Genomic DNA, 26,710 nt, shown 5'->3' on the forward strand with positions numbered 1-26,710 from the left:
CCGGAATATAAGTTTAATGGGAGCTTCAATATTTGCTCCCCTTTAAACTGCCAAGGCGAAATAATCAAACAAAGAGTTAAAAAAAATACTGTTACCGCCATGCAAAAAAACCGCAATTAAGCGGTTTTTTACTGATTAACAACTTTAACTACTCAGGATATTACCTTCATCGCTATCGTAAAGTCGCTAATAGATTTAAGCAGTCAAATTAAATCAAGATAATACGATAACATTTGCTGCGGATGGGCCTTTAGCACCACTCTCAACAGAGAATGAAACTTCCTGACCTTCTTCCAGTGTTTTGAAATTATTACTCTGAATTGCAGAATAATGGACAAAAACATCTTTACTTCCATCTTTTGGGGAAATAAAGCCAAAACCTTTATCGTTGTTAAACCATTTTACTGAGCCAGTCATTGCATTAGACATAGAATTTTCCTTTAATTTTATTAAGTTGCCATAAGGCGTTATGAGGTCTGTTTTTCAGTTTTACTTATGGATACTAATTATAAGGAATTCGCAATGAAGTGGTATCGGGGATAACGCTAAATGGTGAACTGCTTTAACTTTCTTTTCATAAATAGGTCTGTACTTCCAAACCAGTGACGTTATTAAATCACATTGATTGGTCATTAGCAAATTTTAATTTCATTTATTTTTTTCTATTGGTGTTCTCCTTTATCCTAAATTTCGACTTTATCCATATTGCATGGCTTTACCATAGCCATAACTAACTGAATTATAAAAATACAATGCTCCGTAAAAATTTCACCGCTAATTAATGGAACGGTAGTAGAAACCGGAGATCAGATGAAATATTTTGATTTTAATTATGGAAAAGATACCCGCAACGGTAATCAGGTCGGTACTATTACTATCTCTCTCATAGACCCTAACCTAAGATTATCTTAGTAAATAGATTCAAGGCACGGCATAGAATACAATGCTGTGCCTCCCGGTATTAACAGATCATCCCTACACCATACACCTATAAGGCTAAAGTGAACCAATCCCATTAGAAGCCCCTCACACTTACCTATTTTCGCCCTTGCTCCTACTCAATAACGCTTTCTATACTCCCAATCACCGCCTTTCCCCTTATCCTGAACGGCGAGGTTTCTCGGAGGCTAATTGATGAAGCAGGAAGTCAATCAACGACACCGTGCCTCATCCGACATTCATTACTGACGAAATTCTCATTATCGGGTAATCACCTGTTTGTCATTCAAGAAATAGCGAAACAAAACGTGCACACCTGTGCAAGATTTTGCACGCCGCTTATTTATTGTTCGTATAAACCTGAACACACTTTCCTCAACCCGATAAGTAGAATTAATTAAATTTCAGTTAATTATAAAATATTCTTATTTAAATCCTGTGGTTGACATACCTATTGCTAAACTTAAAGATAAGCGCTTATATCCATATATCATATATAGGGAATTAATATGAAAAATAAACTCATTAGCATACAACAAGTTATGGCACATTTTTATGACGGTATGACCATTATGGTTGGCGGTTTCATGGGCATAGGCACACCTCCCCGCTTAATCACCACATTACTGCATTCCGGTGTAAAAAATCTGACTCTGATTGTTAACGATACTGGCCGTATCGACGCCGGCATAGGCCCCCTTGTGGTTAATGACAGAGTGAAAAAAGTCATTACCTCACATATTGGCACTAATCCGGAAACCGGACGCAAAATGCTTGCTGGAGAAATAGAAGTAGAACTGGTTCCTTTGGGAACGTTGATCGAACGTATTCGCTGCGGAGGAGCCGGTCTGGGCGGATTCCTAACCCCAACCGGGGTAGGTACTGTTGTAGAAGAGGGAAAACAAAAAATCACCCTCAATGGAACAGACTATTTATTGGAACTCCCGCTACGTGCCGATCTCGCGTTGATTCAAGCTCATCTTGCCGATCATCATGGCAACCTCACCTACCAACTCAGTGCCCGAAATTTTAACCCAGTAATCGCCCTAGCGGCAGATATTACACTTGCCGAACCGAATGAACTGGTTAAAGTAGGTGAAATCGCACCGGACTGCGTGATAACACCTGGCGCATTGATCGACTACATCGTTTATCCAGGAGAAAATTAATAATGAATGCTCAACAAATTATTGCCCACCGTGCTGCTCTCGAACTACAAGACGGCGATGTTGTTAATCTTGGCATCGGTATTCCCACGCAAGTCCCGAACTATCTGCCTGATCACATTCATATTACTCTCCAATCAGAAAACGGCATACTGGGCCTTGGACCTATTACAGAAGTAGATCCCAATCTGGTCAATGCTGGCGGAAACCCCTGTGGCATCTTGCCCGGCGCCGCCATATTTGACAGTGCCCTCTCTTTTGCCCTTATTCGAGGCGGTCACGTCAATACCTGTATTCTGGGGGGTCTGCAAGTTGACCAGCATGCTAACCTAGCCAGTTGGATGATACCGGGGAAAATGGTCCTTGGTATGGGAGGGGCAATGGATCTTGTCACCGGTGCTCGCAAAGTCATCATTGCAATGAAACATTGCACCAAAGACGGTTCAGCAAAAATCCTCAAGCAGTGTACTCTGCCACTTACCGCCATCAATAAAGTCAGCATGATTGTCACTGAATTAGGTGTCTTCTGCTTTGAACAGGGTCAGTTAATCCTGAAAGAACATGCGCCAAATGTCACATTAGAGACTCTACGAGAAAAAACTGAAGCAGAATTTAGCATCGCACATGACCTCAAAGTCATGCCTGTACCGGTATAGGAGAAAATGAGCATAATTAGCAGAATCATTAGCTGGTTTTATCAGCGCTATTCCACCACCTCACCAATCGCTGCGGTACTATGCGACTATTCATGAATGTTCACCGACCATGAATGTTCACTGGTCGGATTATAAATAGCAAAGAGCCGAATAACAGTGAGTAAATAAACCAAATTCTCCTTCACATCGACCAGTTTGATATATACCCAATGGATTTCAAGATGGATCGCGACGGCAAGGGAGCGAATCCCCGGGAGCATAGGTAACGATGTGACCGGGGTGAGCGAGTGCAGCCAACAAAGAGGCAACTTGAAGGATAACGGGTATAAATATTTTCATGCAGTTTCATAACTTATATCGTTTCTTTCCAACTATATAACTAAAGATAAATCAATTTTTTATTTATGCATTTAACCTTACACTCAAAAAATAAACCCACCTCCACGCTCGACATTATTCAATATATATCTGGTTACGAAATTTCCGATTATTTACTGCCATCAACCATACAAAAATAGTTAACCTCATAAGATATAAGAATATTCCATTATTCTCATTCCTTACTAGACTATGATCGGCATGAGTTGGTAGGAATCATTTTTACAATAATTCAATATGTTAATTATAAAATAGTATTATTTAATTTGAGGAAAGTATATGAGTCCCAAGAACGATTTTAAAGCTTTTTCTATTAGTAATAATGCTAACGTAGTAAGCCAGGAAGGGTATGAAACAAGCTCGGCTTTAAAAACTGGATTTCCACCAGAGAATATTACCACTCATTTACTCAACAAGGTATTGCGTCAATCTTCAACAATATCGTCTACAATAGCTAATTTTATCGCGACACAATATGGCGATGATGTTCTGGACGATGGGGATATAGTCAAACTCACTACTCAGTTAAATAAAGCCTTAGAAAAAAAGATTGCGGCAGAAATTCCAAGTGCTTCACTAACTCAGAAAGGAATTGTTCAACTCACAGATAAAACAGGCAACAGCAATTCACTTGCAGTCACTCAGAAACTTGTTTCTGATGTAAATGATAATGCTAACAACAGATTAGCAAAAAACCAAAATGGCGCAGACATTCTTGATAAAAACGCGTTTGTGAAAAATCTCGGCTTAGCAGAAACCGGCAATTTAGCTAAAAATGCGGTACCGAATAGTAGAAAAATTAATGGAAAAGCGTTAACCGGGGATATCAGTCTGAACGCTGGAGATGTGGGGGCATTTAAGCTTGGATTAACAGGAAACAACACTGTTAATAATCAAGTCCCCTGGAATGCAAACACAGGATTATATGATTTACTGAACCCTGGAATAGATTCTTCGCATGTCGCTCATTTCAATAATGGCGTTGGAAGCTGCCCAGCTTTTCAATTGAAAGTGCTGTACAAAAACCGGGGAATTGCTTATCGCTCTGCCCGTGATAATTTTGGCTTTGAGGAAGATTGGACTGATATTTATACAACAAAAAATAAACCAACGGCAGCGGATGTTGGGGCATTTAAGCTCGGATTAACAGAAAGATACACTGTTAATAATCCAATCCCCTGGAACGCAAACACAGGGTTATATGATTTGCTGAATCCTGGAATAGATTCTTCGCATATTGCTCATTTCAATAATGGCATTGGAAGCTGCCCAGCTTTTCAATTGAAAGTGCTGTACAAAAACCGGGGAATTGCTTATCGCTCTGCCCGTGATAATTATGGTTTTGAGGAAGATTGGACTGATATTTATACAACAAAAAATAAACCGACGCCGGCGGATATCGGGGCATATGCAAAATCCGAGGGATCTGAATTTATCCAAGCAAAACATATTAATCCAGCGAATATAAGTGATTTTACCGCATGGATAAGATCATTGCCGCTGGGCGGTCATGCACTTAGATTTGGAGAAAATCATGGTGGCATTGGATATCCGTGGTCATGCGGCTATGTAACAAGAATATATGATACATGGGCGGGATTTGTCGCGCATTATGACCATGCAGGTATTAGCTTTATCCACGGAAATGATGGGGGCGGAAATACAAAAGTTAGCCGACTTTGGACAGACAAAAACGCCCGCTCCGACGCTAACGGCATTCTTAGAGTATCCAGCCCAGTTGTCGATATTCATCCAGACGGAACTTACGAGTTAACCAGCGAAGCTGAGGGAGTAACTGTTAAGCGTATAAATACAGGGAAATATCGCATCAGCGGTTGCAACGGTTTTGCCAAAGATGGTGCGTGGGGAATTCACGGTGGAACTATCATCCCGGCGGACAGCAACGGGTTAAATCTGATTTGGATTCGTGAATCGGTAGACACAGCCAGCGGCGATATAACAATTGAATGTTACCATCGTCAGAATAAAGACGCTCCAGAATTTGCTCAAAATAAGCGCGTAAAAAGTGTAACTGCAACAGGAGAAGTCGTTTATTACAATGATGCTGAACCCTGCGATATTCCAGACGGAAGAGTCATTAATATTCGTGTGCAACTACCTGAAATGTAATTAGGATCAGTCTCCCTAAAAGGAAGCCCCAGATTGCTGACGAACCCCATTCAAAAAATGGGGTTCTGTTGATGTCAATCGTATTGTTGTAGTGTGGGGTCTTTTAGTATATCGAGGTATCCATTTTCCAGTGCCTCTATTCAAAGACCTGGCCCGATGGTTAGACTTTTGTCATTAATCCGATGAGGCTATTAAGACCCTACATGATGTTTACTGACTTCATTTTCTAGCGCTTGATTCACGAAAGCATTAATCGTCACATCTTCTTCAAGTGCTAGTTCTGCAATTTTTCTATGCAATTCTGGATTAACTCTAACATTAAAAACCCCTTTATATGGCACATCAGGATTTTTATTTAATTCCTTGCAGTCTTGCAAATACAAATCAATTGAGATTTTAAATTCATTTTCCAATTCTGCAATTGTTTTTGCTTCATAAGTCACTAAATCGCGGATATATTCCAATTTACCAAAAAGGGTATTGTTTTCCAGGTCAAATTCAATTGTACCTAAATAACCTTTATATTTTAAATATTTCATATCAACCCCACTTCTTTTAAAGTCTGTTTCACAGCTTTTAGTGTACCACCTTTAATGTAATTTTCAGGATGAGGGCGGTGCATTAAAATTATGTGATTCAATGATTCATTGAAGAATCGTACCCTTGAACCTTGCTTTTCTTGTTTCTCATAGCCTAATAGGCTTAATAACACAACAAGTTCAGACCATTCAAAAGTTTTTTGGCTATTAAGAAACTTTTCTATCAGTTTCTCCGCTTTGCTCATGTACTTGTCCTTCTTCACAAGAATGTAACTAACGGTAGTTACAAATATCAAATAAGTCAAGTTCCTTGTGCAACAAAAAGGGGCGTTAGTGCCCTTCAGATTGCTGATGAATCCCACTTAAAAAGTGGGATTCTGTTGATATCCGATGGCTAGACCTTTGTTATCAATCTGAGATTCCCCAAGAAGGAAGCCTTAATTATCAAGGCAGTTGTACTCTATCAGGCTTACTTACGACGCCAGCTTGTCCCCTGCGGACCATCTTCCAGTTCAATACCCATCTCATTTAACTGATTACGAGCAGAATCTGCCAGCGCCCAATCTTTATTTTTACGGGCATCATTACGCTGCTTAATCAGTGCTTCAATTTTATCAATCTCTTCATCGTCAGCCTGAACACCACGGTGCAGGAATTGTTCCGGCTGTTGTTGCAACAAACCTAAGATACCCGCCAACTTGCGTAATTCAGCCGCTAAGCCATTCGCTGCACCCATATCTTCTGATTTCAGGCGGTTGATTTCACGTGCCATATCAAACAGTACCGAATAAGCCTCTGGCGTATTGAAATCATCATTCATTGCGTCAATGAAACGCGCCTCAAATACTTCGCCACCGGCCGGCTGTACAGAAGCATCTGTACCTCGCAGAGCTGTATAAAATCGTTCAAGTGCGGTACGAGCTTGCTTTAAGTTATCTTCTGTATAGTTAAGTTGACTGCGGTAATGGCCTGACAACAAGAAATAACGCACTGTCTCTGCATCGTAATATGCCAATACGTCACGGATAGTAAAGAAGTTGTTCAGCGATTTGGACATCTTCTCTTTATCTACCATCACCATCCCTGAATGCATCCAGTAATTCACATACGGACCATCATGGGCACAAGTAGATTGCGCAATTTCGTTTTCATGATGCGGAAACATCAGATCAGCGCCACCACCATGAATATCAAAATGATTACCTAGCTGTTTACTGTTCATGGCAGAACATTCAATATGCCAACCCGGACGGCCCGCTCCCCACGGCGATTCCCAACTTGGTTCCCCAGGCTTGGACATTTTCCACAATACGAAATCCATCGGGTTACGCTTAACATCAGCCACTTCCACTCGCGCCCCTGCTTGTAACTGGCTGAGATCTTGGCGGGAAAGCAATCCGTAATCCTGATCACTCTCGACGGAAAACATAACATCGCCATTATCTGCGACATAAGCATGATCACGTTTTATCAACGATTCAGTCAGCGCAATAATCTCCTGGATATGCCGGGTCGCACGAGGTTCCAGCTCAGGACGTAAGATATTCAGCGCATCAAAATCTTTATACATTTCTGCCAACATCCGGCCAGTCAGATCATCACAACTTTCACTGTTTTCTGCCGCCCGTTTGATGATTTTGTCATCAACATCAGTCACATTGCGGACATAAGTTAAATCGTATCCCAGATAGCGCAGATAACGAGCAACCACATCAAAAGAAACAAAGGTTCTGCCATGACCAATATGGCACAGGTCATAAATCGTGATACCACACACGTACATCCCTACTTTCCCTGGATGAATTGGTTTAAATTCTTCTTTCTGACGGCTGAGGGTATTGAAAATTTTTAGCATCGAGATTTTCCGTAAATTCACTGTACGTGTGTTAAAAATAACGAATTGATAATTCTGGATTTATGCCCTTATCTCATCAATAAATGCTCGATATGGCATAATCCAATAGGATATTGAAACCTGATATTAAGCGCTTTGCAAGGTTAGCGATCAATATAGTCTACTGAAACTAATAGGTACTGACTCATTATGGTAGATGTGATATAAAAGCCGCCTGGTCCAAATGCCCTAACCGGGTTAATCAAAACTATTATTAGGATTTCAATTATGGTGACTTTCCATACCAATTTTGGCGATATTGTAATTAATACTTTCGCTGATAAAGCTCCTGTAACTGTTGAGAATTTCTTGAACTACTGCCGCAATAGCTTCTACGATAATACTATTTTCCACCGTGTTATTAACGGTTTCATGATTCAGGGTGGTGGATTTGAACCTGGTATGAAACAAAAGCCGACTGATGCAGCTATCAAAAACGAAGCCAATAACGGTCTGAAAAATAACCGTGGTACTTTGGCAATGGCCCGTACTAACGATCCACACTCAGCAACTGCGCAGTTCTTCATTAACGTTGTTGATAATGATTTCCTGAACTTCCGATCTGAGCGCCCTGATGGCTGGGGTTACTGCGTCTTTGCCGAAGTGGTCGAAGGTATGGATGTTGTTGATAAAATCAAAAGCGTTTCTACCGGTCGCAGCGGTATGCACCAAGATGTACCACTCGAAGATGTTATCATCGAAAAAGTGACTATCAGCGAATAACTCACTGAATATGTGCACACTTTTTATTGCGGATTTACATCTCAGCGAACATGAACCGGCAATCACTGCCGGTTTTCTGCGTTTCTTGCGTGAGGATGCCATTCAGGCAGATAGCCTCTATATTCTCGGCGATCTGTTCGATTACTGGATCGGCGATGATGATAACAACCCTCTCCACCGTGAAATCGCTAGCGCACTAAAAACTGTGCAACAACAAGGTATTACCTGTTACTTTATTCATGGCAACCGTGACTTTCTACTCGGTTCGCGCTTTGCTAAAGAGAGTGGCATTATCTTGCTCCCACAGGAAAAAGTACTGGAACTGTACGGTAAACGAGTGCTTATTCTGCACGGCGATACCTTGTGTACTGATGACGAAAGTTATCAACGATATCGTAAGCGGGTTCATACCCCGTGGGTCCAACGTCTGTTTCTACTGCTACCTCTGTCTATCCGTCAAAAAATTGCCGTAAAAATGCGAGCAAACAGCCAATCGGTCAACAGCAGAAAATCCGAAGCTATTATGGATGTAAACCAGCAAGCTGTTATTGACACTTTTGAGCGGTATCAAGCTGACTGGATGATTCACGGACACACCCACCGCCCTTTTGTACATGAAGTTTCTCTGCATGATAAAACCGTCTACCGTGGTGTACTTGGCGCATGGCATCATCAGGGATCGATGTTCAAAGTAACGGATAAATCAATCGATCTTATCTCTTTCCCATTCTAATCAACCAAGAACACCTACAACCTACATTCAGGTGTCACAATATAAAGTATAAAGTATAAAGTAACGCAATCGTTTTCCTTAGCCTGCGAGCATGATATGATTCGCGGCTTTAAAGCGCTATTTTCGTTCTGGTGGACGTTAAAACACAGGAGCATTTGATTTATGACTGCCCGGCCTGATTCAGCAGGAACAACTCAACACAACGCCAAAATCGCCATCGTTATGGGTTCTAAAAGCGACTGGGCTACCATGCAACATGCAGCGGATATCCTGACTTCTCTTAATGTACCTTTCCACGTTGAAATTGTTTCTGCCCATCGTACGCCCGATAAACTCTTTAGTTTTGCCCAACAAGCGGAACAAAACGGTTTTGATGTCATTATCGCTGGCGCCGGTGGCGCCGCCCATTTACCCGGCATGCTGGCAGCTAAAACGCTGGTCCCGGTTCTCGGCGTCCCCGTACAAAGCGCCGCTCTTAATGGCGTAGACAGCCTCTACTCTATCGTACAGATGCCAAAAGGGATTCCTGTCGGCACGCTTGCGATTGGAAAAGCCGGCGCGGCAAACGCAGCCCTACTGGCCGCACAGATTCTGGCGCGTCATGATAAAGATTTACTGAAACGCCTTAGCCATTGGCGTGAAACACAAACTCAGGATGTACTCGATAATCCCGATCCGCGGGAGGAAGCATGAAGCCAGTTTGTGTATTAGGCAATGGTCAGCTCGGCCGCATGTTACGCCAAGCTGGTGAGCCTTTAGGTATCACGGTTTATCCTGTTGGCCTCGATGCAGAACCCGAAGCGGTTCCTTATCAGAATAGCGTTATTACCGCTGAAATTGAGCGCTGGCCGGAAACAGCGCTTACCCAAGAACTTGCCCGCCATAAGGCTTTCGCTAATCGAGATATCTTTCCCCGTCTGGCCGACCGTCTGCCGCAAAAACAGTTAATGGATAGCCTTGGTCTGGCAACTGCTCCGTGGCAATTACTCTCTGAGGCCAACCAATGGCCGCAATTATTCTCTGAACTCGGTAATTTCGTTATCGTTAAGCGCCGCATGGGTGGTTATGATGGCCGCGGGCAATGGCGTATTCGTCCCGGCGATGAAACAGCATTACCCGCCGATATTTATGGTGAATGTATTGCTGAACAAGCCATTCCTTTCTCCGGCGAAGTTTCACTGGTAGGTGCCCGCAATAAAAATGGCGATTGTGTGTTCTATCCCTTAACGCACAATTTGCATCAAGATGGCATTCTCCGTGCCAGTGTTGTCTTTCCTCAGGAAAATTGCCATTTACAACAACAGGCCGAGAATATGTTGTCAGCTATTATGCACGAGTTGAAATATATCGGCGTGATGGCGATGGAATGTTTTATTGTCGGTGATAATTTACTGATCAACGAACTCGCACCACGCGTTCACAACAGCGGTCACTGGACTCAGAACGGTGCATCTATCAGCCAGTTTGAATTACATCTTCGCGCTATTCTGGATTTGCCCATGCCTCGGCCAACAGTGACTGCGCCGTCAGTTATGATCAATTTGATTGGCACAGATATCAATACCCAATGGCTCAACTTGCCATTGGTACATTTGCATTGGTATGAGAAAGAAGTCCGTCCTGCACGTAAAGTCGGTCATCTTAATCTTTCTCACTTTGATAAAAATGAATTAAAAGATACATTGCAGAAACTTGTTCCCATGCTGCCCCCTGAATATCAGAGTGGCCTTGAATGGGCACAGGAAAAATTAATTAGCTAACGTCTAACACTGGCATTATTTGTTTATTAAACTGATCATCCTGATTTGTGTACACAATAGCCCTACAGTAAGGATACAAATAGTAAGATATAGAGAGGCACATATGAATATAGCCACGTTAAGAGTTCGCGTTTCTGAAGATCTGAAAAATGCGGTAGCACAAGCCGCTCGGGATAATAGCTTGGACATGTCTAGCTTTGTTCGTCTGGTATTAACTAGAGCAACAAAAGAACACCATGTTACTAATGCTACAACGCAGACATCTATCCATGAACTGGAAAGTGGTGGAGGTACAAGTGTAGATACCATAGATGAACTTTGGGACAAAATTTTCCAATAAAATATGCTCAGAATTCACTATCTTGAACAAAACTCAAGTTAACTATTTATCATGAAACATATGATAAATGGACATCAAAATAATCAGACGTTTGTCATCCAATGGCCTGAAATTAAATGTGGAAGCGGAAGTAAAGTAACTTACCGCTTCACACCTCAACTCATTCCAACTTATTTATATTCTTTCAATTATTATATTGATCTATTAGCATTAATCGATCTAGATATAGTATCTACAATTGTTCTCGTTGTTTGATCTATTTCATAATTAAGTAAGTCACCAACTTTAATATTACTAAGATTGGTAGCCCTTAACGTTTCTGGAATTAAATTCAATTCTATGGTTTTGTCTTCTTCATTTATACCATTTATTGTCAAGCTACAACCATGTAAACCAATAAAACCTTTATGGAAAAAATATCTGATATTATCGCCAGGAATATTAATCACTAATCGATAAGTTTCACCAGTTTTAATAAAATCAACAACTTCTGCCACACCTTCAATATGCCCATATAAGCTATGACCGCCATTTTCTTTATTCATTTGATGCGATCTTTCAATATTAACTTTATCCCCCACATTTAAAAACTTTAATGTGGTCACATCAGCCGTAAAATCTGATATATCAAAATAAACGATATCATTTTTAAATTGCGTGACAGTCAGGCATGTACCATTAATCGCAACACTAGCCCCCACAGGAACATCATCAAAGAAATGGTTATTATTACTGACGGTCAATGTACTAAATCCCTCTCTTTTCTCAAGAGATAATACGTTTTCTTTTCCTTGCACAATTCCAGTATACATAATCACCCTCTTTTATTCATATTTAAGTAGAAACACCCTTGTTACATTAAGATAATTTATGGTTTATACGAATATGTCTAATAAAAATTCATTAGCTCTATTAACCATATTTTCCTACCTCATATTTTACAAAATATCTTTTATATACTTGATTTAAATCAAAATTTTAATAACACATTTAAAAACCAATAAACTACTTTACCCTATTGTTTTTAATTATATCAAGCTTTTTGTGGAATGGATGATTTTTTACTATTAAATTGATAATTATCAAACATGAGTAAAAATAGAGTCGAAAATTATTTTTCTAACTTATGGAAACACTTTACCTTGAATATTTATCATTTGATTAAAAGCATATCATAATAAAACCATCAGCCAAAGAACTATAATTTACAACATTTCATTTACAATCTCTTTTTTATTAAACACAAATCAAACCAGTTATCATTTTAAACATTTATTATGTTTCTATTCCATGAAAAATACTTTAATCTATGTTTTAAAATCAAAGCAATAATTATTTAAATTCACAAATTATTTTGATGATACAAAAACAGACCTAATTTATTATTTTTATTTCTCATGGCTATTTCTCATTAAAAACTCAGATTAATTAATGGAAATAAATTATAGATTTAAGTTAACTAAAATGTAATTACAAAAATATTTTCACAAAACCATTAATTAATAATATTTTTCCCAACTCTCAACACCAAGTTGAATAAACAACCTATCGCTAATTAAATAATCAATATATTACTAACACTGAGAAATGACTAAGATTAGAATAATCTTATTTTTCTATACTATTCAACATTCATCAACAAAACCAAATATCCCTTTGACAAAACCTCTCCATTAGATCAATGTTATTACCATTAATTAGTCTGACAACATACGAAAAGGGAAACCCTCGTGTTATTTACCTGGAAAGCCCACGATACTAAAAACCGCCTACAGTTTTTTTCCGCCTTATGGTCCTCGTTTCCATCTTCTTGCGCTATTTATCAAACAACAGCTTGGTATTGGATCAACACCAGATTAAAGAAAAGCGGATTACCTGCAATACTATTATTGCTACCGGCAATCAATCAAGCTCAGGCCAGTCATTTTGTTAATTTTCAATCGATTGATACCAGCCTTTATATGCAATTTGAAAATCGAGTCGATCCCCAAAAAACCATTTCACCGATTTTAGAGGCTTTCGGCGACTACAGTGTCGGCGATATATACGTCTATAGTATTTGGCAAAATTCACTGCAAGGCGATTACCAAGGTGATAAAAGCACCTACTATTATAAATTTGTCCCCAGAGTGAGCTTGAGTAAAGTCACTGGTAATGACATCTCTTTTGGGCCGGTAAAAGATATTCTGTTCGCTCAATGGATTGCCAAAACTAAGGGGATAGATTACGACTATTTCCCCGGTATCAGTATTGACTGGCAAGCTAGCTGGATTAGCTGGCTACGTACAATTTTTTATTTTGAGAATAATGCCAAAGGAAGCTGGAATGATCAGCGAATTCATATCGACTACGGAATTCCCTTCAATAACCGTTTAGGTGATTTCCGGGTTGTCGGGACTTTCGATTATACATTAGGCTTACATGGACAACCCAAAACTATCGATTTCAAACCAGAGTTACATTACGATTTGGGAAAGATCCTTGGTCATCAACCCGGTCATTTATGGACTGGCATTGTTCTGAACCCCATAAAAAATAAATACAAAATAAGAGATACCCCTTATTATCGAACGGATCAATTTAACTATGGGATCTTTATTCGATATAGTTTTTTCTGATATCGGAATAAAATATCAGAAATTTTCTGATGGCCTTTATCCTGATGGAGTCAAAATGCCCATTCAACATGACCAGTTCGGACGTACTTATCAGTGGCTCCTACTGATACTTTTGGGTTTGATTTACTTTCTGGTCACCGCAACCACATTTACTTCGCTAGGCGTTGTATTACCTAGCATGATCAAGGAATTACACTGGAGTTGGACGGATGCCGGTCTGGGGTTCACCTTACTTGGCCTATCATGTGGGCTGTCCAGTTACCTTCCAGCGATGTTTATTCGTCGTACAGGCGTCCGCGCCACTTTGATGATTGGTACGCTCACCTTTATCACCAGTTTTTACATCCTCTATAACACCCACAGTATCGCGGCCTATTTTACCGGTACAACACTATTAGGGATCGGCTTTAGTCTTATGGCGACTGTTCCCGGCACTTATGTCATTAGCCGACTTTTTAAAAAACAGTCGTTGGCTTTTGGTATCTATTTCACCATCGGTGGATTAGGGGGCGTGGTCGGTCCGTGGATCTATTTCCTGGCAACAGTATTTTGGGAAAACTGGCGTATGCACTGGGCAATTTCCGGGATATCACTCACCTTGATCAGCTTATTAACCATTTTATTTATGCGCGAAGGTAAAAAGGAAAACGCCCACGCTGAAAGAATTAGCAAAAATCAACAAGACCAGCTCCCCTCCAATATCTATCGCACCAAGGAAATATGGAATGTCCGGCAAGCACTGCACACCTGGCAATTTTATGCCATTGCAGCCGCTTATACTGCTTTTTTACTGTGTGGGATAACCGTTAATAGTTTTGCGGTCGCCCATATTACTGAAAACGGATTCAGCGAATCTGTTGCTGCTTCCTCACTCAGTATTTTGGCTTTTATCAACGCATTCTCACGATTTGCAGGAGGCGCGGTTGGTGAATGGTTCGATCCCAAAAAAATGCTTATCGGCAGTCTGTCGATAATTATCTGTGGTCTTATCGCACTCAGTGCCGCCACCTCATGGACATTTTTAATCCTGTTCACGTTGTGTATTGGCATCGGTTATGGCATGACTTTTCTGGCATCCAGTATATTGCTGTTCAATTATTTTGGGCGCACGCCTTATCTGGAACTGTTCTCGGTGATGAATCTGATCTCCACTATCGCCTGTATCGCCCCTTTTCTGGTGGGCGCAATTAAGGATTATTCAGGTAGTTTTACACCGGCATTTCTCATTATCGCCATACCGGTACTAACTATTTTGATTGTCACATTCATGATGCAACCACCTTCACAAATCGTGAAGAAATGTTCTGATGACAACACATTACTTAACTGAATTTAACAATAAAATGAACCTATACCCGTCATCTTTCAAGTTGCCTCTTTGTTGGCTGCACTCGCTCACCCCGGTCACATCGTTACCTATGCTCCCGGGGATTCACTCCCTTGCCGTCGCGATGCATCTTGAAATCCATAGGGTATATAAGATATTCCTTACCACAGACAAACAAGGAATTAATCATGGCAAAGAAAGAATTCGGTGTATTTCTACCCATAGCGAAAGGTGGATGGATTATTTCCAAAAATACACCACCACTCGATGCTTCTTATCAGCAAAACCGTGAAGCGGCTATTCTGGCTGATCAAATTGGTTTGGATTTCATTATGTCAATGAGCAAATGGCATGGCTTTGGTGGTGAAACGGAACATTGGGGCTGTTCTCTGGAATCCGTTACCATGATGGCAGGTATTGCTGAAGTGACTCATCATGCCCGGCTTATCGCAACCATGCATGCCGGGCTGCATAATCCCGCCGTGGCAGCCAAAATGATTGCGACACTGGATCAAATTAGTCATGGACGCGCCGGGCTGAATATTGTCTCTGGCTCCTTCAAAGACGAATTTGAACAAATGGGGGAATGGGATAACAATTTAGATCACGATCAACGTTACGCAATGACCGAAGAGTGGACCCAATTGATCAAACGGCTTTGGAGTGAGAAGCAGGTTAATCATCAGGGAGATTACTTTAATTTCAAGAATTGTGTTTCTGAACCTAAACCTGTTTCCGTTCCGCGCCCTTATTTGGTCTGTGCCGGTCAATCAGAATGTGGGTTACGTTTTAGTGTGCGTAACACCGATGTGTGTTTCATCGGTGGTAAAGATGAAGAAGAAACGCGACAAATTAGTCTGATGGCTAAACGTCTTGCAGTCGAATACGGTACAACTACCAAAACCTTTTGTATGTGTACGATTATTTGCGCTGAAACAGATGAAGAAGCTGAAACGCTGGCTGAATTCTATCGTGATGGCCTGGATATAGACGCAGTTAAAAACATGATGCACAGTTTTGGCGTCGATATTGGCGGAAAAAGCAATGCGATGGTTGAAAGATCCCAAAATGCTTTTATGACCCACACAGCTATCGGCAACCCGGAAACATGTTGTAAACAATTGTCAGATTTACTCCGTGAATGCGAACTGGACGGGGTTATGTTGATCTTCCCTGATTATGTTAAGGGGTTGACCACTTTCGGCGAGAAAATATTGCCACAACTTAGAGTCGAATTTACCTAAACAACGATAATAGGACAATAAGCCAGGGAATGGGTTCATCACATCTCGACGAGCGATTACCCATTCCCTGAATGTCTGCAAATATCGCCCTTTTATCCCTGAACCCGCCGGTATAATCCCGTACCCCGTAACAACCGAAGCCCTAACCAACTCCCACACAATGAAAGTAACAAGCTGCTGATTATTGGTAATAACAGCCACATCTGCCATTCTGGTTGCCACGGAAAAGCAAATACCTTGGTCTGCAATAACCAAAGCGCAACTTCAGCGCCAAGTGCCGCAGTAAAACCCGCCATTAATCCAAGCAAAGCAAATTCACTCCACAGCGTACGACGCAGTAACTGTTTACTGGCTCCCAAGGTGCGGTAAACCACTAGTTCAAGTTGCCGTTGATGCATCCCTACCTGAACCTGTGCCAATAGCAATAATGCGCCACAAACCATGACCAACCCAACCATGACCTCTAATGCCTTACTTACCTGCTGCAAAATACCCTGAATTTGCTTAATCATCACGCCGGTATCAAGTAGGCTCAAGGTTGGAAACTGACGATTAAGATCCGTCAGAAGGCGACCCTCTCCCTCATAATGGAAACTGGTCAACCAGGTTTGCTGCTGATTCTCTAATGCTTGTTTCGGGAAAATAAACAAGAAATTTGGCCGCAAACTTTCCCAATCTACCAGTCGAATACTGCTAACTATGGCACTGAATTGCTGCGTATCACCACTAAATGTTAGCTTATCGCCGATTTTGATTGCCAAACGCTCAGCAAGCCCCTGCTCAATGGAGACCTCATCCGCCTTTGGCGGCCAGTAACCTGCAACCAAGGTATTAAACGGGGGTAACTCCTCTTTCCATGTCAGGTTCAATTCCCGCTGCACCGTGTTGCTATCCGATTCTTTGGCCTCTGCCCACGCGATGGCTGACTGACCATTAATTTCCGTCAAGCGAGCCAATACCACTGGATAGAATGCCGTAGGTTTAACCTGATACTGAGCCAGCAAATGTTCTACTTGTGGAATTTGCTGTCCAGTCATATTAATCAGAAAATAGTTTGGACTGTCCGGTGGCAATTGGTGCTGCCAACGGTCAAGCAAGTCTCCTCGGACCACCAGCAACAAAGCAAATAACATAAATGATAAAGAGAAAGCCGCCAATTGAGCTACTGTTTGAAACGGCTGCCGCAGTAGTCGATTAACCGCCAGACGAAAACTGAGTTGGCGGAGTTTCAAATGACGTAATAACCACAATCCTCCCCAACCAAACACGGCTAGTAATAGCGCAACCATCATCATGCCTGCAAGTAACGCCCATAACATGGGCTTGGCGCCAACTAACAGACTCAACCCACTAATGACCACCAATACCGCCAACGGCAAGTAATAACGCAACGGCCAGATAGGCGCAATAATATCATCACGCAGCACCCGTGATGGTTGGGTTGCCATTAACGGCTTGTACGGACGTATTCCTACCAGTAAGGCGATAACAGATAACGCGCCTAACGCCCATATCCACGGCCAGAATCCGGCTTGCGGCAACATCTTCGGTAACATGGGTGCCAAAATCTGTACGAGCAGATATTCAAACATCAATCCCAAAAGCGTCCCCACCAGCGCCGCCGCAATCAATATCACCAGCCATTGACCAATCACCCATTTACGCAACGCCCAACGCCCCGCCCCCAGTGTTTTAAGCACAGCCATCAAATCATGGCGGCTACGGCAATAGTGAGTCATTGATACTGCTACCGCGGCGACAGCGAGTAATAACGTTAGCAAAGCCGATAACAACAAGAATTGCTGTGCCCTTTCAATAGATTTTGCGAGCGCTCCACTATCTTGTTTCAAGGTATACCAGCGCTGATCAGCTTTAAGTTGGGGATCAATGAGCTGCTGATACTGATAAACCGCTTCTTTATCACCCGAAAACATATAACGATAAGTCAGACGGCTACCCGGCTGAATCGCCCCGGTAGATTGCGCATCATCAAGATTGATCAAAATCCTTGGTGCAATCTGAAAGGGATTGAAACCACTGTCTGGTTCCTGAATTAATTCTCCGCTCACCTTAAGCGTGGTATCACCCACATCGAGATTATCGCCAACTTTGATTTTCAATAGTTCAAGCAAACGAGGCGCGACCAGCACCGTGCCTTTTTCCGCTTTCAAACCCGGTGGATGGGTTTCCAGTTCACCATATAACGGGTAATGACTGTCTGCGGCTTTTACATTCGCAAGTTGAGGAATGTCTCCGGCATAAGTCATTGTGGTGAAAGAGAGCTGGCGACTTAATTTTAATCCCAGTTTTTTCGCCTGCTGTAACCATTCTTCATCTACCGGATAAGCAGCACGCAAGACTAAATCACCCGCCAGAAAATCCCGACTCTGGTAATGAACACTTTGATCAATGCGATCACCGATCCTGCCCAAAGCCAGTACACAAGCTACCGCCAAGGTAAGAGATAACCAGACAATCAATAAAGAAGGTGTGCGCCACTCGCGCCAAAACCAACGCCAAATCATCTTTCTTCCCTCAATTTTCCATCAACCAACCGCAAGCAACGTTGACAACGGGCCGCAAGCTGGCTGTCATGAGTGACCAAAATTAATGTTGTGGCATAATCACGATTCAGAGAAAACAGTAAATCAGCAATACGATCACCGGTTTGCCGATCCAGATTACCTGTTGGCTCATCAGCAAACAGAATTTTGGGTTGGCTGCTGAATGCCCGTGCTAATGCCACCCTCTGTTGTTCACCGCCAGAAAGTTGTGCCGGCATATGTTTCAAACGCTTCCCCAATCCCAGTTGTTCAAGCAATTCAGCCGCCTGTTTCCTACTACTATTTTCAGACTCACCACGTAATAAAGCAGGAAGCTGGACGTTCTCTAATGCGTTTAACGTCGGAATTAACATAAATGACTGAAAGACAAAACCAACACTTTCAGCCCGGAGTTGCGCCCGCTGCTCCTCATTCATCTGGCTTAAATTATGCCCTAGCAGCCGAACCTCACCGTCACTGCCATCATCTAACCCAGCAATAATGCCAAGCAATGTGGATTTACCCGAACCCGATTCTCCCACCAAAGCGATAGTCTGTGCCGACTCGACAACCAACTCAACTCCCTGCAATATAGTGATCTTATGTTCTCCCTGACCAACGTGCTTACTGAGATGCTGAACTTCAAGAATATTCCCCGTTACCATTTACTTTTCCTTTTACTGATGGTGCTATTTAGCGCCAGAGCGACTGCGGCTGATACCCTTCTGATTCTCGGTGATAGCCTTAGTGCCGGTTACCATTTGCCTATTGAACAGTCATGGCCTGCTTTAATGGAAAAAAAATGGCAGAAATCTGGCAATAAAATCACGGTCATCAACGGCAGCATCAGCGGTAATACCGCCGCTCAGGGCCTTGAGCGGCTACCTGAATTACTTAAACAACATAAACCTCGTTGGGTACTGATAGAACTGGGTGCCAACGATGGACTACGCGGTTTTCCCCCACAACAAACAGAACAAGATCTGCAACAGATCATTACTTTAGTGAAACAAGCCAATATTCAGCCTTTATTGATGCAGATCCGTCTGCCACCAAATTATGGGCGCCGTTATACCGAATCTTTTGCCAAGATTTACCCCAAACTGGCAGAACACAATCAAATCCCTCTGCTCCCGTTTTATATGGAACAAGTCGCTACTAAACCGGAGTGGGTGCAACAAGACGGATTACATCCCAATCTGGCAGCTCAACCATTTATCGCCGACTGGATGTCTGACACACTATCAGCACATCTTAATTATTCTTGAATAGTAAACTATTAGTTTCAACAAATTGATGTCTATAAACAGGTTAAAGTTATGCAAAAGTCAGTTCTTATCACAGGCTGTTCCAGTGGAATTGGTCTGGTGGCGGCCAAAACACTACACCAGCGGGGCTATCGAGTTTTAGCAGCTTGCCGGAAACCCGCAGATTTACAGCATATGCGCGAGTTAGGACTGGAACCTATCGAATTGGATCTTGATGACAAAATGAGTGTTGAACGCGCCGCCGCAGAGGTCATCAGGCTAACCAATGGCCGTCTTTACGGACTGTTTAATAATGGCGGCTTTGGTATTTATGGCCCGCTCAATACTATCAGTCGTGAACAACTGGAACGGCAATTCTCCACCAATCTATTTGGTACACATCAACTTACCTGCTTATTACTTCCAGCAATGCAACTTCATGGTGAGGGCCGTATTATCCAAACCAGTTCAGTTATGGGACTGATTTCAACCCCAGGCCGCGGTGCTTACTCTGCCAGTAAATATGCCTTGGAAGCATGGTCAGATGCGTTAAGAATGGAATTAGCCGGAACAGGAATTAAAGCTTGTCTAATTGTCCCTGGCCCGATAAAAACACGTTTTACAGAAAACGTGAATCAAACGCAAAGCGATAAGCCGGTCAGAAACCCCAGGATCGCCCGCCATTTTACCCTAACCCCCGAAGCTGTTGTGCGCAAACTGATTCATGCTTTGGAAAGTCCTAACCCTAAATTACGTTATCCAGTGACTTGGATAACCCACGCAGTTACTATTATGCGCCGGATTTTGCCAGGAAGAGTAATGGATAAAATACTGAGTAAACAGAGTGGTACAACTTGAAAGTTAATAAAATAACCTCAATCTATTTAATCATACCCTGCAATAATCAAATTTAAGAGACTAATTATATGTTACCAACCTCTACTGGAATTAATGTTAACGAAAGCAACCTACATCAAACCGTTGAACAGTCTATGACTGTGCCTGTTTTATTTTATTTTTGGTCTGAACGTAGCTCACATTGCCAAGAATTAGGCGTAACACTGGATAAACTGGCAGCCGAATACGCAAATCAATTCATATTGGCAAAAGTAGATTGTGATAAAGAGCAAATGGTCGCCGCACAGTTTGGCTTACGCGCCATTCCTACAGTTTATATTATGCAACAAGGTCAACCCGTAGACGGTTTTCAAGGGCCACAACCTGAAAACGTGATTAGAGAGATGCTTGCTCGTATATTACCGAAACCGGAAGAGTTGAAAGCCGCCCAAGCTGAGGAACTTATCGCCGAAGGAAAACATCAGGAAGCACTACCGTTATTGAAAGAAGCCTGGCAATTAGCGCCCAAAAACAGTGCAATTGCACTTATGTTGACCAAAGTGCAAATTATGCTCAATAATATAGAAGAAGCCCAGGAAATTCTGAGTCTTATTCCATTACAGGATCAAGACACTCATTATCACAGTTTACTGGCTCAAATTGAGTTACAAAAGCAAGCGGCGGATACACCAGAGATCCAACAATTGCAGCAAGAATTCGCCATTCAACCGGAAAATGCAGAGCTGGCTGTTAAGCTCGCGCTGAAACTGCACGAAGTCTGCCGTAATGATGAAGCTCTGGAATTATTACTCAGCTTCCTGAAAAAGGACCTTTCTGCTGCCAACGGCGCGGTACGGAAAACAATGATGGATATTATGTCTGCAATGGGGACCGGTAATACCTTAGCTTCGAAATACCGTCGCCAGGTTTACTCGCTGCTTTACTGATTTATTTAATTGTAAGGAATTGCTATGGATTTATTCGCTTTTGGTGCCGTACCCATTCTGATATTTATTGCGGTGGTTATTGTCTTTACTTGCGTAAAAACAGTGCCACAAGGCTATCAATGGACGGTAGAACGTTTCGGCCGTTATACCCGAACTTTATTACCGGGTTTGCATATTATCGTCCCTTTTATCGATCGCATTGGCCGTAAAATTAACATGATGGAACAAGTGTTGGATATTCCTTCACAGGAAGTGATTTCCCGCGATAACGCCAATGTTACTATTGATGCAGTCTGCTTTATTCAGGTTGTCGATCCTGTTCGGGCTGCTTATGAAGTCAGCAACCTTGAACTATCCATTATCAATCTGACGATGACCAACTTCCGTACCGTTTTGGGTTCAATGGAATTGGATGAAATGCTGTCGCAGCGTGATTCTATCAACAGTCGTCTATTACATATTGTTGATGAAGCCACTAACCCGTGGGGAGTGAAAATTACCCGTATTGAAATCCGTGATGTGCGTCCACCAAAAGAGTTGATCTCTGCCATGAACGCCCAGATGAAAGCAGAACGTACAAAACGTGCTGATATTCTGGAAGCAGAAGGTATCCGTCAGGCGGCTATTCTGAAAGCAGAAGGAGAAAAACAGTCTCAAATTCTGAAAGCAGAAGGGGAACGTCAATCGGCATTTCTCCAGGCAGAAGCACGTGAACGTGCCGCCGAAGCGGAAGCTCGCGCAACTAAAATGGTGTCCGATGCAATTACTGACGGTAATATGCAGGCAATTAACTACTTTGTTGCCCAGAAATATACGGATGCACTGACCAGTATTGGCGCTTCCAGTAACAGCAAAGTCATTATGATGCCTCTGGAAGCGAGCAATCTAATGGGTGCGATTGGCGGTATTACTGAACTGATTGGCGAAAGCAAAAAAGGTAAATAACCATGATTGCACAGATTGCGGCGCAAACCCCTTGGCTCTGGTTCTCTTTTGGCGGCTTACTGTTAATTGCAGAGCTTCTGGGAACTGGCGGCTATCTGTTATGGACGGGTATAGCCGCTATCGTTGTTGCGTTTGTCACCTGGTTGCTACCAGGAATAGATTGGGAATGGCAAGGCATTTTGTTTGCCACTCTGACGCTGCTTTCTGCAATGCTATGGCGCTATTGGTTACGTCGCCGCCCATCAAAAGGCGGCGATACCCTGAACCAGAAAGACCACCAGCTCATCGGTATCCGAGCCAAACTGACTACAGATACTGAAAATGGTTACAGCCGGGTCAAACTGGCGGATGGAAGCTGGCGAGTTCACTGTGATAGTGAACTACCAGCCCATACCGAAGTAGAAGTGATCGCTGTTGATGGCATTACCCTGAAAGTAAAACCGGTCAGTTCTCAGTGATGAGAGCAACAACCCGATAAATGATCTATGATGGGGCATGCAGCCCCGTCATCTCCAGGGCACTCTTCCGCCAAAGATAACAATTTACTTCTTATTTTCTGCAACTCTTCAATCGCCTTTTCTATTTCAGCCACTTTATGCAATGTTGCTGCTTTTACATCAGCACTGTGTCGATTGGGATTGCGGAATAACACTAAAAATTCACGGCATTCATCAAGCGTAAAACCTACCTGTTTTGCCTGACGCAACAGCGTGAGTTCATCAATATGTTTCTGCTGATAATAACGGTAGCCGTTATCCCCCCTTTCCGGCGGTGTAATCAGATCTTTTTCTTCATAAAACCGGATCGCTTTGCTGGTAAGACCAGTTTTTTGGGCAATCTCACTAATGTTCATTTTTTCCCCTTGACCTTACCCTTGAGGGAAGGTTTAACCTTCGCAATAAGTCAGAAATTCACTTGAACTGTGTAGATATCATCAATTATCACACAGGTGTGAAGAATAATTACATCACTATGTGTTAGGAGTTTTTTTATGTCACACACAACCATTTTAACCTTGCAGGGACTCTCCTGTATGCACTGTGTTAACAGTGTGAAAAAGGCACTAGCAAATCATGCAGATGTGGAACAAGCGGATATTACGATCGATTATGCCAAAATCATCGGTAAAGCCTCTGCTGAATCATTAATCGAAACAATTCAAGCAGCCGGTTACGATGCGATAATCGCCAGTCAACCCGATGTTGAACTGGCTCTCTCTGGCCTGAGTTGCATGCATTGTGCCGGTACGACTCGTAAAGCGTTGGAAGCCGTAGATGGCGTTATCGCCGCAGAGGTGAATACTGAAACAGCTAAAGTTTACGGTAAAGTCGATGTCGCTACCCTGATTGCCGCTGTTGAGCAGGCAGGTTATCAAGCAAAACTCGCTTCTGGTCAAAACTCCCCAAAATCTGAGCCGCTGACATTACCTGCTTCAAACAGACCGGAACCTTTGGCAGCGGCAACCTCCTCCCTTCCGGTCGAAAAAACTGACGTATCCGTTGTGAGTGATAGCGATGAGAGCATCCAGTTGCTGTTGGATGGCATGACTTGCGCTAGCTGTGTGAATAAAGTTCAGAAAGCATTACAAAGCGTTGATGGCGTGGAAAATGCCAGAGTGAATCTTGCTGAACGCAGCGCTTTAATTACCGGTAGTGCCTCACCAGAAGCACTGATTAAAGCAGTAGAAAAAGCCGGGTATGGCGCAGAACTGATTCAGGATGAAGCTGAGCGGCGTGAACGACAGCAACAAGTTTCTGACGCTAATATGCGCCGTTTTCGTTGGCAGTCAGCATTAGCCTTAGTCGTCGGTATTCCTGTGATGGTATGGGGCATGATGGGCGATAATATGATGCTCACACCTGAAAACCATCATATCTGGCTGACTATCGGCGTTATCACGCTTGCCGTGATGATTTTTGCCGGTGGTCACTTCTATCGCAATGCGTGGCAAAGCCTGAAAAACGGCAGTGCGACAATGGACACCTTAGTGGCATTGGGAACTGGCGCAGCCTGGCTTTACTCCATCAGTGTCAACCTATGGCCAGATAGTTTTCCACCACAAGCCCGTCATCTCTATTATGAAGCCAGCGCGATGATTATCGGTCTGATAAACCTGGGGCATGCTCTGGAACAACGTGCCCGTCAGCGTTCTTCAAAAGCACTGGAGCATTTGCTAGATCTGACACCACCGACTGCCCATGTGGTGACAGGAGATGGCGAAAAAGAGATGCGATTGACTGACGTCAAACCCGGCATGACGTTACGTCTGACAACCGGTGATCGTGTTCCCGTTGATGGTGAAATCATTCAAGGTGAGGTTTGGATAGATGAGGCAATGCTCACCGGTGAGCCGATTCCACAGCAAAAAACCAAAGGCGATAACATTCATGCCGGTACGACGGTGCAAGACGGTACAGTACTGTTTACTGCCGCCGCGGTTGGTAGTCAGACAACATTAGCACGAATTATTAAACTGGTCCGTCAGGCACAAAGTAGTAAGCCAGAAATTGGTCAGTTAGCAGATAAAATTTCCTCCGTGTTTGTTCCCGTTGTGGTCGCCATTGCCCTGATTGCCGGTGTTATTTGGTATTTCGTTGGGCCAGCACCACAGATTATGTATTCATTGGTCATTATTACCACTGTGTTGATTATTGCCTGCCCCTGTGCCCTTGGGCTGGCGACCCCGATGTCAATTATCTCTGGTGTCGGCCGAGCAGCAGAATTCGGGGTACTGGTTCGGGATGCCGATGCACTGCAACAAGCGAGCACATTGGATACCATTGTTTTCGATAAAACCGGTACGCTGACGGAAGGTATGCCTCAATTGACTGATATACATACCTTTAATGGGTACAGTGAACAAGAAGTATTGCGTTGGGCGGGTGCACTGGAAAAAGGCTCTAACCATCCATTAGCCAAAGCCATTCTTGCTAAAGCCGAAGGGCTGGAATTACCGCAAGTTGGACAATTCCATACGCTGGCTGGGCAGGGTATCAGCGGTGAAGTGAATGGCACAACCTTGTTGCTAGGTAATCAAGCATGGCTAGAACAAAAGCAGATTGATACGCAAGACTTAAAACCGCTGATTGCTCAACAGGCAGAACAAGGCATCACACCGGTTCTTCTGGCAGCAGGAGGTAAAGTAGCGGCAGTGCTGTCAATTCGTGACCCACTGCGTGAAGATACCATGACTGCATTGCAACGATTACATCACCAAGGCTACCGTTTAGTGATGCTGACCGGTGATAATCCGGTGACTGCCAATGCGATTGCAAAAGAAGCGGGTATTGATCAAGTGATTGCGGGTGTATTGCCTGATGGCAAAGCTGAGGCGATTCAGAAATTGCAAGCAGCAGGTCACAAAGTTGCTATGGTGGGGGATGGCATTAACGATGCCCCTGCCCTAGCGCAGGCTGATGTGGGCATTGCAATGGGAGGCGGTAGTGATATCGCCATTGAAACCGCCGCAATAACACTAATGCGTCATAGTCTACACGGTGTGGCTGATGCGGTTGAGCTATCCAAAGGCACTCTGCGCAATATGAAACAAAATTTACTAGGCGCGTTTATCTATAACACATTAGGTATTCCCATTGCCGCTGGTCTGCTCTATCCCTTTACCGGAACCCTGTTAGATCCGGTAGTCGCAGGTGCGGCAATGGCGCTGTCTTCAATTACGGTGGTGAGTAATGCTAATCGATTACTGAGGTTTAAGTCTAAAACCACGAAAATGAGTTAGCTTTA

Annotated in this window: 26 protein-coding genes; 17 read left to right on the top strand and 9 right to left on the bottom strand. The window is 42.9% G+C overall.

Annotated elements, in window-relative coordinates:
- Positions 1-213: 213 nt before the first annotated feature.
- Positions 214-429: a cold shock domain-containing protein gene (locus ACGF5R_RS02685; RefSeq protein ID WP_112879015.1), complete on the bottom strand. Its 216-nt coding sequence runs from the start codon at positions 427-429 to the stop codon at positions 214-216.
- Positions 430-1,448: 1,019 nt separating this feature from the next.
- Between ACGF5R_RS02685 and atoD the strand changes: the two genes are divergently transcribed.
- Entirely contained in the window at positions 1,449-2,108 is a 660-nt protein-coding gene (gene atoD, locus ACGF5R_RS02690) for an acetate CoA-transferase subunit alpha (protein ID WP_262980692.1), read from the top strand.
- A 2-nt stretch (positions 2,109-2,110) separates the two neighbouring features.
- Positions 2,111-2,761 (top strand): CoA transferase subunit B, encoded by a 651-nt coding sequence (locus ACGF5R_RS02695; protein WP_262980691.1) that lies wholly within the window; start codon positions 2,111-2,113, stop codon positions 2,759-2,761.
- Positions 2,762-2,977: 216 nt separating this feature from the next.
- Here the strand turns inward: ACGF5R_RS02695 and ACGF5R_RS02700 are convergent, their stop codons facing one another.
- Positions 2,978-3,100: a hypothetical protein gene (locus ACGF5R_RS02700; RefSeq protein WP_262980690.1), complete on the bottom strand. Its 123-nt coding sequence runs from the start codon at positions 3,098-3,100 to the stop codon at positions 2,978-2,980.
- 318 nt (positions 3,101-3,418) lie between these two features.
- On the opposite strand from ACGF5R_RS02700, the gene ACGF5R_RS02705 reads away from it, so the two are divergent.
- Positions 3,419-5,269: a phage tail protein gene (locus tag ACGF5R_RS02705; protein ID WP_112877988.1), complete on the top strand. Its 1,851-nt coding sequence runs from the start codon at positions 3,419-3,421 to the stop codon at positions 5,267-5,269.
- Between the two features lie 191 nt (positions 5,270-5,460).
- On the opposite strand, the gene ACGF5R_RS02710 is transcribed toward ACGF5R_RS02705, so the two are convergent.
- From ACGF5R_RS02710 to cysS, 3 genes are all read right to left on the bottom strand, one after another.
- On the bottom strand, positions 5,461-5,808 hold the full coding sequence (locus tag ACGF5R_RS02710) for a type II toxin-antitoxin system HicB family antitoxin (RefSeq protein WP_112877987.1): 348 nt from the start codon (positions 5,806-5,808) through the stop codon (positions 5,461-5,463).
- On the bottom strand, positions 5,805-6,053 hold the full coding sequence (locus ACGF5R_RS02715; protein WP_112877997.1) for a type II toxin-antitoxin system HicA family toxin: 249 nt from the start codon (positions 6,051-6,053) through the stop codon (positions 5,805-5,807). Before ACGF5R_RS02715 ends, ACGF5R_RS02710 begins: the two co-directional genes overlap by 4 nt.
- 224 nt (positions 6,054-6,277) lie before the next feature.
- A complete protein-coding gene (gene cysS / locus ACGF5R_RS02720; RefSeq protein WP_112877986.1) occupies positions 6,278-7,663 on the bottom strand; it encodes a cysteine--tRNA ligase in 1,386 nt (461 codons plus the stop codon).
- Positions 7,664-7,930: 267 nt separating this feature from the next.
- Here cysS and ppiB point away from each other — a divergent pair, with 267 nt between their 5' ends.
- From ppiB to ACGF5R_RS02745, 5 genes are all read left to right on the top strand, one after another.
- Positions 7,931-8,425 carry a peptidylprolyl isomerase B gene (gene ppiB / locus ACGF5R_RS02725; RefSeq protein ID WP_112877985.1) on the top strand — a complete coding sequence of 165 codons (495 nt, stop codon included), beginning with the start codon at positions 7,931-7,933 and terminating at the stop codon, positions 8,423-8,425.
- Positions 8,426-8,435: 10 nt separating this feature from the next.
- A complete protein-coding gene (gene lpxH / locus ACGF5R_RS02730; RefSeq protein ID WP_387689646.1) occupies positions 8,436-9,158 on the top strand; it encodes a UDP-2,3-diacylglucosamine diphosphatase in 723 nt (240 codons plus the stop codon).
- Between the two features lie 162 nt (positions 9,159-9,320).
- Complete coding sequence (purE, locus tag ACGF5R_RS02735) at positions 9,321-9,851, top strand: 5-(carboxyamino)imidazole ribonucleotide mutase (RefSeq protein WP_265378776.1); 531 nt, start codon at positions 9,321-9,323, stop codon at positions 9,849-9,851.
- Positions 9,848-10,918 carry a 5-(carboxyamino)imidazole ribonucleotide synthase gene (purK, locus tag ACGF5R_RS02740; RefSeq protein ID WP_387689648.1) on the top strand — a complete coding sequence of 357 codons (1,071 nt, stop codon included), beginning with the start codon at positions 9,848-9,850 and terminating at the stop codon, positions 10,916-10,918. Before purE ends, purK begins: the two co-directional genes overlap by 4 nt.
- Before the next feature lie 103 nt (positions 10,919-11,021).
- The gene (locus ACGF5R_RS02745; protein WP_262980689.1) at positions 11,022-11,258 is read left to right on the top strand and encodes a hypothetical protein; all 237 of its coding nucleotides are present in this window, start codon (positions 11,022-11,024) and stop codon (positions 11,256-11,258) included.
- A gap of 191 nt (positions 11,259-11,449) precedes the next feature.
- Here the strand turns inward: ACGF5R_RS02745 and ACGF5R_RS02750 are convergent, their stop codons facing one another.
- On the bottom strand, positions 11,450-12,070 hold the full coding sequence (locus ACGF5R_RS02750) for a riboflavin synthase subunit alpha (RefSeq protein WP_387689650.1): 621 nt from the start codon (positions 12,068-12,070) through the stop codon (positions 11,450-11,452).
- A gap of 918 nt (positions 12,071-12,988) precedes the next feature.
- Here ACGF5R_RS02750 and ACGF5R_RS02755 point away from each other — a divergent pair.
- From ACGF5R_RS02755 to ACGF5R_RS02765, 3 genes are all read left to right on the top strand, one after another.
- Complete coding sequence (locus tag ACGF5R_RS02755; protein ID WP_387689652.1) at positions 12,989-13,876, top strand: outer membrane protein OmpK; 888 nt, start codon at positions 12,989-12,991, stop codon at positions 13,874-13,876.
- A gap of 55 nt (positions 13,877-13,931) precedes the next feature.
- The gene (locus tag ACGF5R_RS02760; protein ID WP_112877995.1) at positions 13,932-15,206 is read left to right on the top strand and encodes a CynX/NimT family MFS transporter; all 1,275 of its coding nucleotides are present in this window, start codon (positions 13,932-13,934) and stop codon (positions 15,204-15,206) included.
- Between the two features lie 185 nt (positions 15,207-15,391).
- Complete coding sequence (locus tag ACGF5R_RS02765; RefSeq protein ID WP_112877979.1) at positions 15,392-16,447, top strand: LLM class flavin-dependent oxidoreductase; 1,056 nt, start codon at positions 15,392-15,394, stop codon at positions 16,445-16,447.
- Positions 16,448-16,539: 92 nt separating this feature from the next.
- On the opposite strand, the gene ybbP is transcribed toward ACGF5R_RS02765, so the two are convergent.
- Positions 16,540-18,972, bottom strand: coding sequence for a putative ABC transporter permease subunit YbbP (gene ybbP, locus ACGF5R_RS02770; protein ID WP_387689654.1), 2,433 nt, complete (start codon positions 18,970-18,972; stop codon positions 16,540-16,542).
- On the bottom strand, positions 18,969-19,655 hold the full coding sequence (gene ybbA, locus ACGF5R_RS02775) for a putative ABC transporter ATP-binding protein YbbA (protein ID WP_262980685.1): 687 nt from the start codon (positions 19,653-19,655) through the stop codon (positions 18,969-18,971). Before ybbA ends, ybbP begins: the two co-directional genes overlap by 4 nt.
- Between ybbA and tesA the strand changes: the two genes are divergently transcribed.
- The 5 genes from tesA to ACGF5R_RS02800 all read left to right on the top strand — a co-directional run bounded on the left by tesA (position 19,626) and on the right by ACGF5R_RS02800 (position 23,424).
- Positions 19,626-20,258 (top strand): multifunctional acyl-CoA thioesterase I/protease I/lysophospholipase L1, encoded by a 633-nt coding sequence (tesA, locus tag ACGF5R_RS02780; protein ID WP_387689724.1) that lies wholly within the window; start codon positions 19,626-19,628, stop codon positions 20,256-20,258. The genes ybbA and tesA overlap by 30 nt on opposite strands.
- Positions 20,259-20,309: 51 nt before the next feature.
- The gene (locus tag ACGF5R_RS02785) at positions 20,310-21,095 is read left to right on the top strand and encodes an SDR family oxidoreductase (RefSeq protein ID WP_049582524.1); all 786 of its coding nucleotides are present in this window, start codon (positions 20,310-20,312) and stop codon (positions 21,093-21,095) included.
- Positions 21,096-21,163: 68 nt separating this feature from the next.
- On the top strand, positions 21,164-22,021 hold the full coding sequence (locus ACGF5R_RS02790) for a co-chaperone YbbN (RefSeq protein ID WP_387689657.1): 858 nt from the start codon (positions 21,164-21,166) through the stop codon (positions 22,019-22,021).
- Between the two features lie 24 nt (positions 22,022-22,045).
- Positions 22,046-22,966 (top strand): SPFH domain-containing protein, encoded by a 921-nt coding sequence (locus tag ACGF5R_RS02795; protein ID WP_387689658.1) that lies wholly within the window; start codon positions 22,046-22,048, stop codon positions 22,964-22,966.
- Positions 22,967-22,968: 2 nt separating this feature from the next.
- A complete protein-coding gene (locus ACGF5R_RS02800) occupies positions 22,969-23,424 on the top strand; it encodes an NfeD family protein (RefSeq protein ID WP_112877972.1) in 456 nt (151 codons plus the stop codon).
- On the opposite strand, the gene cueR is transcribed toward ACGF5R_RS02800, so the two are convergent.
- Positions 23,418-23,819, bottom strand: coding sequence for a Cu(I)-responsive transcriptional regulator (gene cueR, locus ACGF5R_RS02805; protein ID WP_112877971.1), 402 nt, complete (start codon positions 23,817-23,819; stop codon positions 23,418-23,420). The two genes, ACGF5R_RS02800 and cueR, sit on opposite strands and share 7 nt — an antisense overlap.
- Before the next feature lie 138 nt (positions 23,820-23,957).
- Between cueR and copA the strand changes: the two genes are divergently transcribed.
- Positions 23,958-26,705 (top strand): copper-exporting P-type ATPase CopA, encoded by a 2,748-nt coding sequence (copA, locus tag ACGF5R_RS02810; protein ID WP_387689660.1) that lies wholly within the window; start codon positions 23,958-23,960, stop codon positions 26,703-26,705.
- Positions 26,706-26,710 lie beyond the last annotated feature (5 nt).

This window comes from Photorhabdus sp. RM71S (genome assembly GCF_042879355.1).
GTDB lineage: Bacteria > Pseudomonadota > Gammaproteobacteria > Enterobacterales > Enterobacteriaceae > Photorhabdus > Photorhabdus kayaii.

What these genes read in the sequence shown, in the direction of transcription:
- ACGF5R_RS02685 (WP_112879015.1), bottom strand. Translation starts at nt 429, where the DNA reads ATGTCTAATGCAATGACTGGCTCAGTAAAATGGTTTAACAACGATAAA.
- atoD (WP_262980692.1), top strand. Translation starts at nt 1,449, where the DNA reads ATGAAAAATAAACTCATTAGCATACAACAAGTTATGGCACATTTTTAT.
- ACGF5R_RS02695 (WP_262980691.1), top strand. Translation starts at nt 2,111, where the DNA reads ATGAATGCTCAACAAATTATTGCCCACCGTGCTGCTCTCGAACTACAA.
- ACGF5R_RS02700 (WP_262980690.1), bottom strand. Translation starts at nt 3,100, where the DNA reads ATGAAAATATTTATACCCGTTATCCTTCAAGTTGCCTCTTTGTTGGCT.
- ACGF5R_RS02705 (WP_112877988.1), top strand. Translation starts at nt 3,419, where the DNA reads ATGAGTCCCAAGAACGATTTTAAAGCTTTTTCTATTAGTAATAATGCT.
- ACGF5R_RS02710 (WP_112877987.1), bottom strand. Translation starts at nt 5,808, where the DNA reads ATGAAATATTTAAAATATAAAGGTTATTTAGGTACAATTGAATTTGAC.
- ACGF5R_RS02715 (WP_112877997.1), bottom strand. Translation starts at nt 6,053, where the DNA reads ATGAGCAAAGCGGAGAAACTGATAGAAAAGTTTCTTAATAGCCAAAAA.
- cysS (WP_112877986.1), bottom strand. Translation starts at nt 7,663, where the DNA reads ATGCTAAAAATTTTCAATACCCTCAGCCGTCAGAAAGAAGAATTTAAA.
- ppiB (WP_112877985.1), top strand. Translation starts at nt 7,931, where the DNA reads ATGGTGACTTTCCATACCAATTTTGGCGATATTGTAATTAATACTTTC.
- lpxH (WP_387689646.1), top strand. Translation starts at nt 8,436, where the DNA reads ATGTGCACACTTTTTATTGCGGATTTACATCTCAGCGAACATGAACCG.
- purE (WP_265378776.1), top strand. Translation starts at nt 9,321, where the DNA reads ATGACTGCCCGGCCTGATTCAGCAGGAACAACTCAACACAACGCCAAA.
- purK (WP_387689648.1), top strand. Translation starts at nt 9,848, where the DNA reads ATGAAGCCAGTTTGTGTATTAGGCAATGGTCAGCTCGGCCGCATGTTA.
- ACGF5R_RS02745 (WP_262980689.1), top strand. Translation starts at nt 11,022, where the DNA reads ATGAATATAGCCACGTTAAGAGTTCGCGTTTCTGAAGATCTGAAAAAT.
- ACGF5R_RS02750 (WP_387689650.1), bottom strand. Translation starts at nt 12,070, where the DNA reads ATGTATACTGGAATTGTGCAAGGAAAAGAAAACGTATTATCTCTTGAG.
- ACGF5R_RS02760 (WP_112877995.1), top strand. Translation starts at nt 13,932, where the DNA reads ATGCCCATTCAACATGACCAGTTCGGACGTACTTATCAGTGGCTCCTA.
- ACGF5R_RS02765 (WP_112877979.1), top strand. Translation starts at nt 15,392, where the DNA reads ATGGCAAAGAAAGAATTCGGTGTATTTCTACCCATAGCGAAAGGTGGA.
- ybbP (WP_387689654.1), bottom strand. Translation starts at nt 18,972, where the DNA reads ATGATTTGGCGTTGGTTTTGGCGCGAGTGGCGCACACCTTCTTTATTG.
- ybbA (WP_262980685.1), bottom strand. Translation starts at nt 19,655, where the DNA reads ATGGTAACGGGGAATATTCTTGAAGTTCAGCATCTCAGTAAGCACGTT.
- ACGF5R_RS02785 (WP_049582524.1), top strand. Translation starts at nt 20,310, where the DNA reads ATGCAAAAGTCAGTTCTTATCACAGGCTGTTCCAGTGGAATTGGTCTG.
- ACGF5R_RS02790 (WP_387689657.1), top strand. Translation starts at nt 21,164, where the DNA reads ATGTTACCAACCTCTACTGGAATTAATGTTAACGAAAGCAACCTACAT.
- ACGF5R_RS02795 (WP_387689658.1), top strand. Translation starts at nt 22,046, where the DNA reads ATGGATTTATTCGCTTTTGGTGCCGTACCCATTCTGATATTTATTGCG.
- ACGF5R_RS02800 (WP_112877972.1), top strand. Translation starts at nt 22,969, where the DNA reads ATGATTGCACAGATTGCGGCGCAAACCCCTTGGCTCTGGTTCTCTTTT.
- cueR (WP_112877971.1), bottom strand. Translation starts at nt 23,819, where the DNA reads ATGAACATTAGTGAGATTGCCCAAAAAACTGGTCTTACCAGCAAAGCG.
- copA (WP_387689660.1), top strand. Translation starts at nt 23,958, where the DNA reads ATGTCACACACAACCATTTTAACCTTGCAGGGACTCTCCTGTATGCAC.